This window comes from Paenibacillus sp. FSL H8-0317 (genome assembly GCF_045040685.1).
Classification (GTDB): domain Bacteria; phylum Bacillota; class Bacilli; order Paenibacillales; family Paenibacillaceae; genus Paenibacillus.
This window is the reverse complement of sequence record NZ_CP150294.1, coordinates 6488519-6504451: the sequence shown is the minus strand read 5'-3', so window position 1 is coordinate 6504451 and position 15933 is coordinate 6488519. Positions and strand designations below refer to the sequence as shown.

14 protein-coding genes are annotated in these 15933 nt (G+C 47.4%); 10 read left to right on the top strand and 4 right to left on the bottom strand.

What is annotated here, in order from left to right; all coding sequences use genetic code 11:
* Positions 1 to 35: 35 nt before the first annotated feature.
* On the bottom strand, positions 36 to 824 hold the full coding sequence (locus MHB43_RS29065) for an alpha/beta hydrolase (RefSeq protein ID WP_405130882.1): 789 nt from the start codon (positions 822 to 824) through the stop codon (positions 36 to 38).
* 274 nt (positions 825 to 1098) lie between these two features.
* On the opposite strand from MHB43_RS29065, the gene MHB43_RS29060 reads away from it, so the two are divergent.
* The 4 genes from MHB43_RS29060 to MHB43_RS29045 all read left to right on the top strand — a co-directional run bounded on the left by MHB43_RS29060 (position 1099) and on the right by MHB43_RS29045 (position 4809).
* Positions 1099 to 1722: a YhbD family protein gene (locus tag MHB43_RS29060; protein ID WP_405130881.1), complete on the top strand. Its 624-nt coding sequence runs from the start codon at positions 1099 to 1101 to the stop codon at positions 1720 to 1722.
* A gap of 14 nt (positions 1723 to 1736) precedes the next feature.
* A complete protein-coding gene (locus tag MHB43_RS29055) occupies positions 1737 to 2465 on the top strand; it encodes a polymer-forming cytoskeletal protein (protein ID WP_221824008.1) in 729 nt (242 codons plus the stop codon).
* Positions 2466 to 2499: 34 nt separating this feature from the next.
* Positions 2500 to 3183: a hypothetical protein gene (locus tag MHB43_RS29050; RefSeq protein WP_405130880.1), complete on the top strand. Its 684-nt coding sequence runs from the start codon at positions 2500 to 2502 to the stop codon at positions 3181 to 3183.
* Positions 3184 to 3255: 72 nt separating this feature from the next.
* The gene (locus tag MHB43_RS29045) at positions 3256 to 4809 is read left to right on the top strand and encodes an MDR family MFS transporter (RefSeq protein WP_313771500.1); all 1554 of its coding nucleotides are present in this window, start codon (positions 3256 to 3258) and stop codon (positions 4807 to 4809) included.
* A 212-nt stretch (positions 4810 to 5021) separates the two neighbouring features.
* On the opposite strand, the gene MHB43_RS29040 is transcribed toward MHB43_RS29045, so the two are convergent.
* Entirely contained in the window at positions 5022 to 6455 is a 1434-nt protein-coding gene (locus MHB43_RS29040; protein WP_221824015.1) for a VanW family protein, read from the bottom strand.
* Between the two features lie 254 nt (positions 6456 to 6709).
* On the opposite strand from MHB43_RS29040, the gene ftsE reads away from it, so the two are divergent.
* The 5 genes from ftsE to MHB43_RS29015 all read left to right on the top strand — a co-directional run bounded on the left by ftsE (position 6710) and on the right by MHB43_RS29015 (position 12771).
* Positions 6710 to 7396 (top strand): cell division ATP-binding protein FtsE, encoded by a 687-nt coding sequence (gene ftsE, locus MHB43_RS29035; protein ID WP_076209894.1) that lies wholly within the window; start codon positions 6710 to 6712, stop codon positions 7394 to 7396.
* Entirely contained in the window at positions 7386 to 8303 is a 918-nt protein-coding gene (gene ftsX / locus MHB43_RS29030) for a permease-like cell division protein FtsX (protein WP_221824017.1), read from the top strand. The genes ftsE and ftsX overlap by 11 nt, the downstream gene beginning before the upstream one ends.
* Before the next feature lie 186 nt (positions 8304 to 8489).
* Complete coding sequence (locus tag MHB43_RS29025) at positions 8490 to 9770, top strand: murein hydrolase activator EnvC (protein WP_221824019.1); 1281 nt, start codon at positions 8490 to 8492, stop codon at positions 9768 to 9770.
* Positions 9771 to 9905: 135 nt separating this feature from the next.
* On the top strand, positions 9906 to 11378 hold the full coding sequence (locus tag MHB43_RS29020) for a S41 family peptidase (RefSeq protein ID WP_074096593.1): 1473 nt from the start codon (positions 9906 to 9908) through the stop codon (positions 11376 to 11378).
* Between the two features lie 64 nt (positions 11379 to 11442).
* The gene (locus MHB43_RS29015; RefSeq protein ID WP_221824021.1) at positions 11443 to 12771 is read left to right on the top strand and encodes a PDZ domain-containing protein; all 1329 of its coding nucleotides are present in this window, start codon (positions 11443 to 11445) and stop codon (positions 12769 to 12771) included.
* A 90-nt stretch (positions 12772 to 12861) separates the two neighbouring features.
* Here MHB43_RS29015 and MHB43_RS29010 read toward each other — a convergent pair whose 3' ends face one another.
* Positions 12862 to 13551: a response regulator transcription factor gene (locus MHB43_RS29010; protein WP_221824023.1), complete on the bottom strand. Its 690-nt coding sequence runs from the start codon at positions 13549 to 13551 to the stop codon at positions 12862 to 12864.
* A gap of 21 nt (positions 13552 to 13572) precedes the next feature.
* Complete coding sequence (locus MHB43_RS29005; RefSeq protein WP_221824025.1) at positions 13573 to 14784, bottom strand: sensor histidine kinase; 1212 nt, start codon at positions 14782 to 14784, stop codon at positions 13573 to 13575.
* A gap of 211 nt (positions 14785 to 14995) precedes the next feature.
* Here MHB43_RS29005 and MHB43_RS29000 point away from each other — a divergent pair, with 211 nt between their 5' ends.
* Complete coding sequence (locus MHB43_RS29000; protein WP_036667718.1) at positions 14996 to 15931, top strand: ABC transporter ATP-binding protein; 936 nt, start codon at positions 14996 to 14998, stop codon at positions 15929 to 15931.
* Positions 15932 to 15933: the final 2 nt, after the last annotated feature.

Here is a 15933-nt window from a genome sequence, read left to right as displayed (position 1 = left end):
TTAGTTACTCGCGGTAGCTCCATTGCAATTCTCCACTAATCGCGCTTTTGTAAAGGCAACCATTTCAATACATCCTGAATCTTGGCATCCCAGTAGCCCCACTCATGTTCACCAGGCCCTTCCTCGTACGTCAGTTCGAAGTTCGTCTGTTCACAGGCTTGACGGAAGGTTTGATTATCCTCATACAGGAAATCTTCCGTTCCGCAGCACTGATAGAGCAGGGGCTGTGGCTCTTGGCTGGCTTGACTCTCTTTAAGTAGATGGATCAGATCGTTCTCTGTACCTGCCACCTCGGGTCCGAAAATCCGCTGTAACTCCGTCTGTTGTAATGCTGAGGATGCATTTCTATCCATATGTGCAGACATATCGAGTGCTCCAGACAAACTGGCAGCAGCCGCATATTGATCTGGTTTACGAAGGGCCAGCTTGAAAGCCCCATAGCCACCCATGGATAATCCGGCAACGAAGTTGTCCTCTCGTTGATCTGACAGCGGGAAGAAAGAACGAGCAAGTGCCGGCAGTTCTTCACTGATAAAGCTCCAGTAACGTCCGCCTTCTACCATATCTGTATAGAAGCTGCGGTGTACCTGTGGCATAACAACGGCGATCCCGAGGTTGGCCACATAACGTTCGATGGAAGTCCGCCGCAGCCAGATGGAATCATCATCAGACAGACCGTGCAGCAGGTACAGAGTTGGGTGCAGCCCTTTGCCAGTCACATTCTCCATACCGATCTGATTGTGGGTTTGTTGCGGCAGAATGACATGGATGCTGGTGCTCAGTCCAAGCGTATCCGAGTAAAAATCACATTTAATAAGTGCCATGAGTATAAGAAACCCCTTTCATAAGTTCGTTAACCACGTGTTCTGACATGAGACGATGGGATGGAAGTCGGATGCCTAAGCCTCCAAAGTGTTTATATGTAACAGGTTATACGCATTACTCTCCCATTGCAATAACAAGATCTACAGTAGAAAACAAAGAATTTCACACCAGTGGTTAAAGTGGAAATCTGTAATCTGATCATCGATTTTTCAATGTGGTTTACAACGTAACAATGTTATGTTACACTCGTTTCAATAAAAAGGGGGACCATATATGACGGATGATTTGATCTCCAAGAAAGAATTGTTGGACCTGACAGGAATCTCATACGGCCAGTTATACCGCTGGAAGCGGAAAAATCTCATTCCGGAAGAATGGTTTATTCGGAAGTCTTCCTACACCGGACAAGAAACCTTTTTTCCCAAACAACAGATTTTACTGCGCATTGACAAGATTCTCAATATGAAAGACGGATTATCGCTGGATGAGCTGGCAGACGTGTTCTCACCTACGTTGGGTGAAGTGGAGATGTCTGCAGAGCAACTATTAGAGCGAAACATTGTTTCACAAATATCCCTGGATCTATTGAAAGAAGCAGGTCGAGAGCAATCGCTGTATGCTTTGGAGCAGATTATGATGCTCTACGTCCTTGATAAGCTGTTAATGAGCGGAGATATTACTCGGCAAGAGGGTGCGTTGCTGATCGAAGTGATGTCCGAACATTATTACCGTTTTACAGGCAAACCCAGCGAACTCGTGCTTATTCGTAAGATGGGTGTTCCTTCATTCATGCTGGTAGCAGCAGGAACGGAGTTTTATTTTGACAATGGTGTGAAAGTGGTTCTTAGACAGCCGATGGGAACATTTATGGAAGAATTAAAACTCAAATTGGGATAAGGAGAGGATCATCTATGGAAGAGCGGAATAAGCGGAATGATCTGAATGTGGCGGGCATAAGTCAAACGGCAGGCGGGAATTTTCACCGTGTATCTATTGATGGCATGGCTAAGGTGAACGGCAACCTGGACTGTACCTCTATGGAAGTGAATGGAACATTGAAGATGCACGGCGCTTTGACCTCCGAGAGTGCAACGATTAACGGCATGTGCACGTTGAATGGACCTCTGACCAGTTCTCGTGTTCGGGTGGATGGCATGACGACGATTAACGGAGATCTCTATAGCCCTGAACTTGAAGTGAACGGAAAGTGTACCGTACGTGGAAGAGTGGATGGGGAACGAATTGATATTGGCGGTGTGATCGATATTGAAGGGGATGTCCAATGTGAGTCCCTGAATGTACAGGGCAATATTAAGATCAGCGGCTTACTGAATGCGGGAACAGTGGAGATCAGGCTGCATACATCTTCTTCGGCTAAAGAGATTGGCGGAGAGCGTATCGATATTCGTCGCAAGGAACAACAGAATGGCTTTTGGAAAAGTATTGGTCTGGGCGGGACCCCTTCATTTAAGACATCCTTAATTGAGGGTGATGAGATTGTACTGGAAGATACCGAAGCTGACATTGTTCGGGGGAGTAACATTTTTATCGGTCGCGGCTGTAACATCAGACTGGTTGAGTATTCAGGTGAACTTGAGGTAGATCAGGATGCCAAGGTGGGCAGCAGTCAGCGAATTTAAAGTTTGGATATGGAGAGAAAGGGATGGGATCGACATGAATAACAATCCTGGGCGTTCATTGGACAAAAAAATGGATATCAGCATCGTTGGTGATGGCAGTTCTTCTGGGGGCGTGTACGGCAAGATCAAGGTCGTAGGGGATGCGTCCTTTAACGACAATTCATCTTGTGATCGTTTCAAATGCACGGGTACATCGGTCATATACGGATCACTTGAATCCACAGATATTAAAATTACCGGAACCCTTACTCTCGCAGAGCAAGAGGCCAGCAACGATGTTAAGGATGGAATCCAGGCATCTGGCCTGCATGCCAAAGCTGAGCATATAAAAGTGGTAGGTGAACTTCATCTGTCAGGGGATTGTCAGGCGGAAAATATCAAGCTGAACGGACGGTTGACGATAGCGGGGATGCTCAGCGCTGAACACATCACACTCAAAATCATGGGTCCATCCGAGGTCAAGGAAATGGGTGGTTCCATCATCTCTGTGAAGAGTGGACGGTTGAATGACTTGTTTACGGGGAGTAAATCAATTCTCAAAGCACAGATTATCGAAGGTGATGATATTGAATTAGAGAATACGGAAGCCGAGATTGTCCGTGGCGATAAAATAAAAATCGGTCCTGGCTGCCGGATTGGAACAGTGGAATACCGTTCATCTCTGCAAATTCATCCGCAATCGGAAGTTTTGCTGCAAAGCAATCGGTCCTTGGACTGATTAACGAAAACTTCTTTTCGGATATACTAATGCAGTCATATGAATAGAGCGTGAATGGAGAGATTGAGTACAATGGTTGCACGTAAAAACAGTATTGGATTGGTGCTGGCAGGGTTACTGCTCAGCATACTAATGGCTTCGATGGATAACACCATCGTGGCAACAGCTATGGGGGATATTGTCGGGAAGCTGGGTGGCCTCGACAAGTTCGTCTGGGTTACCTCCGCGTACATGGTGGCTGAGATGGCAGGGATGCCGATCTTCGGTAAGTTATCCGATATGTATGGACGGAAGAAGTTTTTTGTATTTGGTATTATTGTGTTTATGCTTGGCTCAGCGCTGTGCGGAACGGCAACGTCTATTGTGGAATTGACGATGTACAGAGCGATTCAAGGTATTGGTGCGGGGGCCCTGGTGCCGATTGCCTTTACGATCATGTTTGATGTCGTTGCACCAGAATCTCGTGGTAAATTGGGTGGATTGTTTGGAGCCGTCTTTGGCCTGTCCAGCGTATTCGGACCTCTGCTCGGTGCTTACATTACCCAATATGCGACATGGGAATGGGTATTCTATATCAACCTGCCGCTAGGCTTGATTGCATTTGTGTTTATTGCCTTCTTCTACAAGGAGTCTCATCAGCATCAATCCCAACAGATCGACTGGCTGGGTGCCGTAACGCTGATCGGTGCTGTTGTGTGCCTGATCTTTGGTCTGGAACTTGGCGGCAAAACATTTGCCTGGGGTTCGTGGCAGATTCTTGGCTTGTTTGCCGGATTTGTAGCATTAGCGCTGCTCTTCCTTTTTGCAGAAACCAAAGCCAAAGAACCAATCATCTCCTTCAGCATGTTCCGCAACCGGGTCTACTGGTCCAGTAACGTTATTGGTATGTTGAGTGGTGCAGCGTTCATTACAGCATCCGTGTACATTCCGATCTTCATACAGGGGGTACTTGGTGGTAAAGCGACCAACTCCGGTCTTGTGCTGCTACCCATGATGCTTGGGTCCGTTGTAACGGCGTCCTTGGGCGGGGTGCTGATGACCAAAATCAAGTATCGTAATATCATGATCCCTACGTTAGCCTTACTTGTCATTGGACTTGGATTGCTGACCACACTGGATGAGAATTCTTCCCTTTGGACGATACGTATCTACATGGTGATGGTTGGTCTGGGTGTCGGTGCATCGTTCTCTGTACTTAGCAATGCAGCCATGAACGCATTTGAACCGCAAAGGCGCGGAGCAGCAAGCTCCACACTTAACTTTTTGCGGTCCCTCGGCATGACGATGGGCATTACGATCTTTGGTATCGTACAGAGCCAGGTATTTACGCGTAAAATGAACGATGCTCTCGCTGGTTCAGGTGCGGAAGCAGGCGGTGCTTCAGCGGGTGGCGTGCCTCAGGGAGTGGATCTGACCGATCCACATGCGTTGCTCTCACCAGAACTCAGACAGGCGATTCCGCCTCAGGTGCTGGATACCATCACACATGCCCTGTCCTCTTCCATCGTGCAGTTATTTGCCTGGGCTGTAATTCCTGCAGCACTCGCGTTGGTCGCTTCCTTCTTCATGGGAAAAGAGAAGATGGTTATAGGCGAAGAGCAAGGCGAATACACCGGCGGTCACTAAACCGTTATGCAGTAAACTAACTATAAGTTAAGGTAGTACACCTGATCGTAGCTTGGTAAAACTCAATAACATATCTTAAACCATGAAAAGACACACTTCTCGCGTATCCTTAAAAGGGACGGGAAGTGTGTCTTTTTGTTTTCGTAGGATCAGTTTATCCTAGAATGCATGAATTACGGATTGAACTCTTTTGGATGCTTCAGAAAAGGAACCTAAGGCTGTTTCGTATCGCTAATCCCGTCCTCGACCACAGATGGCCCTTGTGGGTCAGGCAGGCTGCTATGACCGGAGCGGGCAATCAGGCGATTCTGAGCTTTGTACGTGTCCCGTGTAATCGTTTTGGATTCGACCACTTTGCCGTCCAGCCTCTTGGTTCTTACTGTCTCCACAATATATCCAGGCTGTCCGTCTTGCAGCACCTGCTGTGCACCATCAGGCAGTACAGTACTCGACACATACTTTACCGGAACACTTAATGTTTCAATGGTGCGAGATTCAAGCGCATAGCTGACATTCTCCGGGAAGGTACCGAAAAATTTCACCATCAATTGGTGGTTCTTCACCTCTGCATGAATGAGTAAGGATTTTCCGGTATTATTCTTGAAGCGAAAATTGATGGCTCCCGAGGCAAAGGTGGCATCCAGTCCTTTCGGCAAATATTTGACCGGCAGGGAATGGTTGCGACGCTCAATAATATCAAGACCCGTCAATAGCGCTGCGTTATACACCGTACTGGATACCTGGCAGATTCCCCCGCCAATTCCGGGGGTTAGTCTTCCATTAACAATGACCGGGGCCTCACGAAACCCAAACTCCTTTTCAGCTTTACGGATGACCTTCTCATAATCGAATGTAGCATCCGGTGGCAAAATCATGCCGTTAATCGCTTCCGCCGCTGCGCTGACATTATGTATCCGGCCTTCACTACTATTGCCCAGACCCGTGGAGAACTGGATGATCTTTCGGTCAATGCCTTCCAGGCGCAGCGAATCAAGGGTTACTTCAGGCTTCAGCGTATACAGTGGTACCTGGATCAGCAGTGGGGCGGGTTTCTCATCCGGGTTGAGTACACTGAAATCCCTGTGCAGCTTCGTCTTTATGAGATTTGTGAGTGTTTCCCAATCAATCCGGCGGACGCCCTTTTCCGGGATATACTGGACTTTGTCACTTGTGGTAATGCGGCGAACAGCGTCTGCAGGTGTACCGAAGGTTTCTTTTTCCCAAGCAGGGCTGAGATGTTCTTGGAGTGTTCTTGAGTTGTAGGTCATATCGAGAGAGAACTCTTTCGGAAAATGATAACGTGCATAAGCGCGTTCCCACAGGGTACCCTCCTCCAGCTGCTGTATCGCGGATTCCAAGCTGTTAACGTTGTAGCTCACCCCCACCTGAGCTGCGCTATACGACTTCGTCTGGGGGTTGGGTTCAGTCACTTCAAAGGTGACAGGCCAGTCCTCCAGCTTTTGGATCTTTTCATCCAATTCATGTAATACGTTCTTGCGATTCTTCTCCTCCACCAGTATGCCGCCAACATGAACGTCTTTGGGCAGGGCAGGTTGATTCACGTACATATACAGCAATCCATAAGACGCGGAGCCGATCAAGAGGATAGAGAATAGAACAATGACCGTCAAATGTATTTTTTTCATAACCGTACGCTCCTTTATACTTCGGTTGTTCCCGACTTTGTAACACTTTCTATATATATGATCCAATGCAGGAAAACTTTCGGGTACTCAATAGGTAACAAATTTGTTACAATAAACTTCATATGAATCCATGCTTCACCATTGAAACAGGAACGAAGTGGATTTTTTCCTGATGAAATTCAGGTCTTTTTAAAGGAAATGCCGGGATTGTGTCGAAATGATAATGGCTAACTATGCGAGCAGGAAGTGATGATGTGATAGAAATGCAGGACGTGTGGAAGACCTACGCCAATGGGACCCACGCATTACAAGGGGTGTCGGTGAAGATCGACCGCAATGAATTTGTCTATATCGTCGGTCCGTCCGGCGCAGGTAAATCAACATTTATGAAATTGATGTACAGAGAAGAAGTTCCGACCAAAGGACAAATATCCATTAACGGATTTAATATTGGTAAGTTGAAGCCAAGAAAGATTCCTTATGTGCGTCGTAACATCGGCGTTGTGTTCCAGGATTTTCGTCTGCTGCCACGGATGACAGCATTTGAGAATGTGGCATTTGCGATGGAAGTTATTGAAGCACCGAAGCGTCATATCAAGAAACGAGTGATGGAAGTGCTTGATCTGGTGGGACTGCGCAGCAAAGCGGGTCGTGAACCTTCACAGCTCTCTGGTGGAGAACAGCAACGTATTGCCATTGCACGGGCTATCGTCAATAACCCATCGGTTATTATCGCGGATGAACCTACAGGTAACCTCGATCCGGAGACGTCGTGGGGCATTATGCAACTGCTGGATGAGATTAATTTCCGGGGGACAACCATTGTTATGGCGACCCACAACAAAGATATCGTGAATACGATGCGTAAACGGGTAATCGCGATTGAACGTGGACAGATTGTACGGGATCAGATGAGAGGGGAATACGGTTATGAATTTTAGTACTCTCTTGCGCCATCTGCGGGAGGGATTCAAAAACGTATTCCGCAACGGCTGGATGTCTGTGGCCTCCATCATGTCCATCATTGTGTCACTGCTGATTCTTGGCGTGTTCATGCTGCTGGTGCTCAATGTGAATTCCATGGCGAACCAGGTTGATAGCCAGGTGGAGATCAGCACGTTCCTCGAACTGAATGTGGACGAGAACCTGCGTAATACACTGGAGCAAGAAATCAGCGCGATGCCTGAAGTAAGTGAGATTCGTTTTGTGTCCAAGGAAGAAGGGCTCAAGGAGTTCCGTGAACGTCTTGGAGAGAGTGCAGATAACGTGCTTAGCGGTTTCGATGTGGATAACAACCCACTGCCGGAGACCATTGAAGTTGAGGTCATTGAGCCGGAAACCGTCGCTTTTGTGGCGCAAAAAATCGAAGCTTTGAACGAAAAACACCCGGAGAAGCCGATCATGAAAGTGAACTACGGCAAGGAAACGGTGGAAGTGTTATTCAAATTTACGAAACTTGTTCGTAACATCGGATTTATTTTTGTCGGGGGACTGGGTCTGATGTCCATGTTCCTGATCTCGAATACGATTCGCGTAACGATTCTGGCTCGTCGCCGGGAGATCGGAATTATGAAGCTGGTCGGAGCAACCAATACCTTTATTCGCTGGCCTTTCTTTATTGAAGGTGCCCTCATTGGATTTATTGGCTCGGTCATTACGGTTGGTGTGCTCTTCGTTGGATACAGCCAGTTGATGAACACGATTGGTCAGGATGTTTTCATGCAGATGCTTAACTTGATTCCGCTCGGCGAAATCTGGTTGCTGTTTGGAACCCTGTTGATCGGACTCGGCGTGCTGGTAGGTATTTTGGGAAGTACACTGTCCATTCGGAAATCACTCAACGTTTAATTTTGTTTTCAACGATCGAATTGCAGAATATGTCGAAAAGAATGGCAAAGCAGGTTCATTAATGGACGCTGTTTGACGATATGTAGGAAGACGGAGTCTTTTAAGATTGAAGAAAGCAAAGAACATGCTGTTCACCACCTGTGCAGGTTGCTTTCTTGTGAAATCATAGGATGGGGGATCATCATTTTGAAAAAAACCGCTTCGCTGCTGGCCTTTACGTTATTGGCCAGTTTGACGCTTCAACCTTCTGACGGATATGCCAAGAGTAGCATCAGCGATATTGACCAACAGATTCAGCAACTGGAGAGCAAGGCGGCTTCTGCCAAGCAGGAGCAAAAAAAAGCGGCTTCCAACAAAAAGGAAGCACAGCATTACAAGAACAAAACCAACGCTTATCTGAAGGTTGTCATGGAACAGATCAATGTCGTTAGTGATGAGCTGGCCAGTGTATCCTTGCAAATCGAGAACACGGAGGAAGATCTCCGTACAACGAAAAAAGATCTGCAAGCGGCAGAAGAACGCATCGTTGCAAGGGAAAAATTGTTGGAGTCACGTGTGCGTCTGATGTACACGGACGGTGCTGTGTCCTATCTGGATGTATTGTTGTCCTCTACTAGCTTCACAGACTTTCTGACCCGTGCGGATTCACTCAAAACGATTGTGGATCAGGATCAGCATCTGCTGGATGAGCACAAAGCGGACAAGCAACTTGTCGTGGACAAAAAGGCAGAATTGGATGTGCAATATGCGGAAGCCAAGAGTCTGTATGCACAGAAGAAACAGCGCAAGTCCCAATTGAATGAAAAAGAAGCGGAAAAGCAAGTGCTTCTCGCTTCATATGATGCTAAAATTGAAGAGTCAGAAGAGTTGACACAAGAGCAGGAAGATGTATTAATGCAGATTGCCAGCAAACGTTCGGCACTTCTTCAAGAGAAAAATAAATTGCGTGAACAACAGGCAGCCGCCGCAGCCAAAGCAAAAGCCGCAGCCGCCGCTCGGGCGAAAGCTGCAGCCAAGACACCAACCAGAGTGAGTTCGGATAGCAGCAGTGAGGTAACGTACTCATCCGGTAATGGTATCTTCTCAAGACCGGTATCTGGAGGTCGCATTTCTTCTCCATTCGGTCCCCGTACCCATCCAATTACGGGTGTAGTGGGTAAGATGCATGCCGGTGTTGATTTCGCTGTTCCTGTGGGAACTTCGGTTCACGCTGCTTCTGGCGGAATCGTGATCATGGCTGAATGGTATAGCGGTTATGGTTATACGGTTATTGTGGACCACGGCGGTGGACTATGGACGTTATATGGTCACTTGCGCGAAGGTGGATTCAAAGTCAGCAAGGGTGACACAGTAAGCAAAGGGGATACCATTGCTGAGTCAGGAAATACAGGGAACTCTACTGGACCTCACTTGCACTTTGAAGTGAGAGATAACGGTACCGCTGTAAATCCGATGAACTATTTGTAATTATTGCTCCATCGTTCGAATGGAAAAAACATATTCCGTACAAGCTAGACATATAATAAGCTGGCATGTTCAGGGAATGGATTCTGGCAACAATGGAATCGGACACGCTTCAAAACTAAAGGCGGTGACAAACGGATGATGAAGAAAAGATCGGCGCTACTGCTTGTCATTGTGGGTCTCCTGGGTGGTAGTTTGCTAACCCTGGTACTAATGACTTACCCGGGAATAGCAAACCAAACCACAGCGGGCGAAGGTTTGCTGGCTAGTGTAACCGGCAATACACAGCAGAAGAACGATTTGAAAAAGATTGAAACTGCGATGGATTTGATCTCCAGCAACTATTATAAAGACGTGGATCAGACCAAATTGATTGACGGTGCGATCAACGGCATGATGGAATCGCTTGGTGATCCGTACTCCAACTATATGGGGCAGGAAACGGCTGCTCAGTTTGAAGAGTCGATCGAAGGTTCATTTACCGGTATTGGCGCAGAGGTATCCTCTCAGGATGGAAACGTTGTTGTTGTTTCCCCAATCAAAGGATCTCCTGCCGAGAAAGCGGGTATTCGTGCAAAAGACATGATTATGTCGGTCAACGGCGAATCCCTGCAAGGTTTGGAACTGAACAAGGCTGTTAACAAAATCAGAGGTCCCAAGGGCAGTGAAGCGAAGGTACAGGTCAAACGTGCCGGATCTTCCGAGCTGATTGAATTTGTCATTGTACGCGATGACATTGATCTGGAGACCGTATATGCTCACATGGAGGATGGCGGAATTGGCGTTATTGCCATTACTCAATTCTCTTTGAATACAGGCGATCGCTTCAAGGAAGAATTGGCGAAGCTTGAGAAGCAGAACATGAAAGGTCTGGTCATCGACGTACGGAATGACCCAGGCGGTGTATTGCAAGTTGTTATTGATATTGCTGAACAGTTTGTTCCTAAAGGCAAGGTTATTGTGCAAGTGGAAGACAAGAACGGCAAAAAGGAACAAAGTAAGTCCAATGGATCAGCCAAAGCTTATCCAGTCACAGTCTTGATGAACAAAGGTAGTGCGAGTGCTTCGGAGATTTTGGCCGGTGCATTACAACAGTCAGCAGGTGCCAAGTTGATTGGTGAAAACTCCTTTGGTAAAGGAACCGTACAGACGAGTTATGACAAGCAGATGGGTGACGGCAGCTTGCTGAAGATCACCATTGCCAAGTGGCTCACTCCGAACGGAGACTGGATTCATGAAAAAGGAATCAAACCGGATATTGCGGTAGACCAGCCGGATTATTTCTCGGTGGCACCGATTAACAAAGAGAAGTTACCACTGAAATATGACAGCAATAGCACGGATGTGAAAAGTGCGCAGACGATGCTGAGAGGACTCGATTTCAAACCGGATCGTGTGGATGGATACTATGACCAGAAGACGGAAGAAGCGGTCAAGGCATTCCAGAAGCAAAAAGGCATTCAGGCTACAGGCCAGATTGACGAGAAAACCGCTGAATCACTGGAAGCGGCTCTGATTGAACGTATTGCCAATCCTCAATATGATGCACAGCTGAAACGCGCGATCGAAAATGTCTCGAAGGATATTTCGTCCGCTGTGTCGAAGCCATAAAGAAGGCTGATTTTCAGCCTTCTTTTTTTCTGAACCGGCTGAAAGAGAGGGGTGACCGACCACAATGGAATGGGTATGGCCGTGGTTAACTACATTAGGGGAAGCTATGTTGCAGTTGTTTATTCAGCCGTTTTATTATATTGCGGTGATCCTGATTGCACTGATCTATCATCGTCAGTTACTACAGGAGCGTAAATTGTTTCATGTCCGTTTGCAAAGCTCGATAACACAGACGATTCGTGCGGTGCTCGGAGGCATACTCATTGGTACCATCGTCTCAATTGTGTCCCTATTCCTCGGTGCACATCTTACACTGGGAAGCCTGATATGCATATGGGCTGCAACATTAATTCTATCCTTGTTCCGTATCCGGTATTTGTGCTTTGCTTATGCGGCTGGGTTACTGGGTGTGCTGCAATTTGGTTTGAATCTGGCTTCAGGCTGGCAACCATCGGGTTGGATGGGCACTATCACGGAAACGCTACGTGCCCTGGATATGCCAGCACTGCTTGTCCTGGCGGCGCTTCTACATATGGGTGAAGCCTTGTTGGTACGCATGCAGGGGGTATCGATGGCATCACCGCTTCTCTTCGAGGGAAAACGCGGGAAACTGGTTGGTGGATATCAACTGCAACAGTTCTGGGCCATTCCTCTACTGATTCTTGTTCCAGTCACAGGAGGTGGCGCAGAGCTGGCATGGAATCCACTGATGAATGCGGGACATAGTTACATGCTGGTTGCATTGCCGATTATGCTCGGATTTGGTGAGATAACGCAGAGTATGCTTCCGGGACAAAAGGTGCAGATCTCATCAAAACGGTTGATGATATATGGGGCAACTTTGCTTGTGTTCAGTTTGCTTGCTGCATGGTGGTCTCCACTCATGGTGGTTGCTGCGCTAATCGCATTTATTGGACATGAATTTCTGGTATGGTACAGCGCGTTTGAAGAGCAAAACCGCAGTCCGGTATTTGTCCATCCGCAGCATGGATTGAAGGTATTGGCTGTTATTCCGGAGAGTCCGGCAGCGGATTTGGGGATTGAAGCAGGTGAGACGTTGTACAAGGTGAATGGTAAGTTGGTTCATTCACCGGAAGAGTTGCATCGCGCTCTGCGGATGAACCCGGCTTTTTGCAAACTTGAGGTTCGAAATCACCAGGGAGAAAGCAAGTTCATGCAACGAGCGATCTATGAAGGCGAGCATCATCAGCTTGGGGTCATTATGGCACCGGACAATCACGAGGTTTGGGCGATTCGGTTACGTCCACTGACGTTGTTCCATATCATCAACCTCAAATTATTTGCCCGTCTGAAAAAACCACAAAGGGACGAAGCTCCCTTGGCGTTACCACCAGCCCCTGTGGCCAGTGATAAAGGGTCCGTGGAGATGTAACTAGCATACGTGATGAAGTATGTTGCATAAATCAAGCAATGAAAAAGGTATTTCCGAACGCCGTCGCAGGCAAGGGAAATACCTTTTTTGTTATTGTTTTAACATAAAGATAGCGATTTGAGTCCGATCACGTAAGCTCAGCTTACCCAGAATATCCGTGACATAGTTTTTGACCGTGCCTTCACTGAGGAACAGTTTGGCGGCAATTTCCTTATTGGACAACCCCTCCGATATGGCCTCGGCAACCGCCAGCTCCATACGTGTCAGTCCATAGGTTTCGATTGGATTTTGTGTCAGGGGAATTGCAGCGGGACGAAGAAGGCCTGCCAATTTGCGGGCAATATCCGGATGAATTAACATATCACCGTTATGTACGGTCTTGATGCCTTGAATGATCCGCTCGGGGGGGACGTTTTTGAGCAAATAACCGCTTGCTCCATTCTGTAATGCCTGAATAATATACTCATCGTCGTCAAAAGTAGTTAGCATGAGCACCTGGATTTCAGGAAAACGTGCCTTGATGCGTTTGGTACCTTCAACTCCGTCACATTCCGGCATCCGAATATCCATTAAAACCACGTCCGCAGGCGTTCCTGCTTCAAGCAATTCCAACGCTTCCTGCCCGTTTGAGGCTGTGCCTGTAACACTAATGCCGGAGCCGAGTCCAAGTAGCACTTTCAGGCTTTCGCGAATGAAATAGTCATCGTCAGCGAGAATCAGCCGAATAAGTGGGAGATGGGCTGAATCATTGTTTTGGTTCACATCATTCCGTTCGGACATGAGAACATTCACTTCCTTTTTTCAGAGTATATCCATCTGGTTCGTTAATGGAATGCGTGTAATCACTGTATACGGAAAAGCCGATTGGATCTCCAAGGTTCCTCCCACCATTTGTGTGCGCAGAAGCATGCCTTCCTGTCCTATGCCATTTCGCTTGGAAGAATGCGGATTGATTTTGCCATCATTACTTACGCTCATACAGATTTCCTGATCCCCGAATACCAGCTCTACTGTGATTGAAGAAGCATTTCCGTGTCGCAGGGCATTGGTCAAGGCTTCTTTGGCATTTTTGTATAAAACAATCTGTATGCTGGGATACAGCACATGGGATGGGCCATGAACTTCATAATTTGTCTTCACGCCGGTATCTCTGCCCACTTCCTCTAGGAGACGATCCAGGGCGTAGGCTTTGGATGCATAGGAATTAGGTTGCAGTTTGTGTAATGTGCTGCGCATATCATCCATACTATCAGCCAATTGATCGCGAATCTGTCTCACCATTTCCGTTCCTTGTTCCATATTCAGGGGGAGGGTCAGCAGGGCGGCTTCCGACATCATTTTGGTGCGAATCAGTCGATGCCCGATATCGTCATGAAGCTGTCTGGAGATACGGGTACGTTCCTCTGCCTGAGCCACTCCTTCAAGTTGCTTTGTAAATAACAGCAGCTGCGCACGCGCTTCTTGTAGCTCGTAATGTTTGCTGCGAAGTTCGTCATAGACTTGTTCCAGTTGTCCGCGGCTGTTCGCCGTTCTTGATCCCTGCCAGGACAGAGCCGCTGTGATGAGCAGAAGCAGGTTGCCAAGAACCATCGCAATTGTCTCTGTGGAGAGTAATGTAGTGGCGGTTGTATTTAGTGAGGTTAACCCTGGCTGCGATGCCTGTGGGTCAGAATAATACCAATGCAAAGCCACATTGTTAGCGACAAGCTGAATTGCAAACATCAACCATCTCCGACTTCCCTCCAGTCTGTATATATACACGTAGAGCACGGATAGAGAGAGAAAAAACATAAATGGTCCATATATTGCAATCAGCCAGCAGCCCCAGAGTATTTCGGCCAGAAGCAACAGCCACTGCTGTGTACTTGAACGGTTGAAATCTTTCCACACGGAGAGTCCAAGCGCGATGATGATATACAGGGTGTAGACGGCTTCATTTTCCAAGGGCAGCATCAACAGGTACAGTACTGCTGGAACGATAATTAATCCGTATTGCAGAAGCCGCATCGGCATATGTAAATGACATCCTTTATATAAAAAGTGGAGTAGAAAATCTCTTGGTAATGCGCCCTTGATTATACCATAAGCAGCATTCGAATCAGGAGATGACTTAAGTCACCTTCGATTCATGACTTTCTGTACCTTCGCTACAGATTACGATCCGTTACAATAAAATTATGAAATCCAGCGGCGAAGGCCGAAACGGAAAAGGGGCGTAAAAGGGATGGGCATACTTGAAGTAGATCATGTAGTAAAACGATACGGCAGCAAGCTGTCCGTGGATCATTTGAACCTTAGTGTTGGCAAAGGCGAGATTTTTGGATTGCTTGGTCCCAATGGAGCAGGAAAAAGTACCACCATCAGCATGATTGCAGGGCTCCTGAATATGGATCAGGGTGAAATCAGATTAGATGGTATATCGGTCAAGGAGCGACCGCTAGAAGTAAAGCGCAAGATTGGACTGGTTCCGCAGGATCTGGCGTTATACGAAACCATGTCTGCTGCGGAGAATGTGACCTTTTTTGCCCGACTGTATGGACTGCGTGGAAAATTGCTTAAGGAAAGAGTGCAGGAGTCCCTTGAATTTGTAGGGTTACAAGATAAAGCAAAGGATGCCCCCTCGACATTCTCTGGCGGTATGAAACGCAGGTTAAACATCGCATGTGCGATTACACATCGCCCGGATCTCATTATTATGGATGAACCGACAGTGGGCATTGATCCGCAATCTCGGAATCATATCCTTGAATCGGTACGCACACTTAACAAGATGGGTTCAACGATCATATATACAAGTCATTACATGGAGGAAGTGGCTGCGATTAGTCACCGGGTTGCAATTATGGATCAGGGGCGAATCATTGCCTGTGGCACTGAAGCAGAACTGAGAGAACGGGTAGCATCGGAGGAAAAAGTAGTGCTCTCCACTTCCGGTATCGGTCCCGACGTCGTGGAAGAACTGAAACTTCACCCCCGTGTGCGGATGGTAGACGTTTCAGAGAATACACTGACCATTACGCTGCCTTCGGCACAGCAGGATCTCCAGGATTTGCTCTTCATTTGCAGCAAACATGAAGTATCCATTCAGTCGCTCAAGGTAGAAGAGCCGGATCTGGAAACGTTGTTCCTCAATCTGACCGGGCGTACGCTTCGGGACTAGGG

Excerpts from the sequence above, each read along its gene's own strand:
- MHB43_RS29065 (WP_405130882.1), bottom strand. The coding sequence starts at position 824 with ATGGCACTTATTAAATGTGATTTTTACTCGGATACGCTTGGACTGAGC.
- MHB43_RS29060 (WP_405130881.1), top strand. The coding sequence starts at position 1,099 with ATGACGGATGATTTGATCTCCAAGAAAGAATTGTTGGACCTGACAGGA.
- MHB43_RS29055 (WP_221824008.1), top strand. The coding sequence starts at position 1,737 with ATGGAAGAGCGGAATAAGCGGAATGATCTGAATGTGGCGGGCATAAGT.
- MHB43_RS29050 (WP_405130880.1), top strand. The coding sequence starts at position 2,500 with ATGAATAACAATCCTGGGCGTTCATTGGACAAAAAAATGGATATCAGC.
- MHB43_RS29045 (WP_313771500.1), top strand. The coding sequence starts at position 3,256 with ATGGTTGCACGTAAAAACAGTATTGGATTGGTGCTGGCAGGGTTACTG.
- MHB43_RS29040 (WP_221824015.1), bottom strand. The coding sequence starts at position 6,455 with ATGAAAAAAATACATTTGACGGTCATTGTTCTATTCTCTATCCTCTTG.
- ftsX (WP_221824017.1), top strand. The coding sequence starts at position 7,386 with ATGAATTTTAGTACTCTCTTGCGCCATCTGCGGGAGGGATTCAAAAAC.
- MHB43_RS29020 (WP_074096593.1), top strand. The coding sequence starts at position 9,906 with ATGATGAAGAAAAGATCGGCGCTACTGCTTGTCATTGTGGGTCTCCTG.
- MHB43_RS29015 (WP_221824021.1), top strand. The coding sequence starts at position 11,443 with ATGGAATGGGTATGGCCGTGGTTAACTACATTAGGGGAAGCTATGTTG.
- MHB43_RS29010 (WP_221824023.1), bottom strand. The coding sequence starts at position 13,551 with ATGTCCGAACGGAATGATGTGAACCAAAACAATGATTCAGCCCATCTC.
- MHB43_RS29005 (WP_221824025.1), bottom strand. The coding sequence starts at position 14,784 with ATGCCGATGCGGCTTCTGCAATACGGATTAATTATCGTTCCAGCAGTA.
- MHB43_RS29000 (WP_036667718.1), top strand. The coding sequence starts at position 14,996 with ATGGGCATACTTGAAGTAGATCATGTAGTAAAACGATACGGCAGCAAG.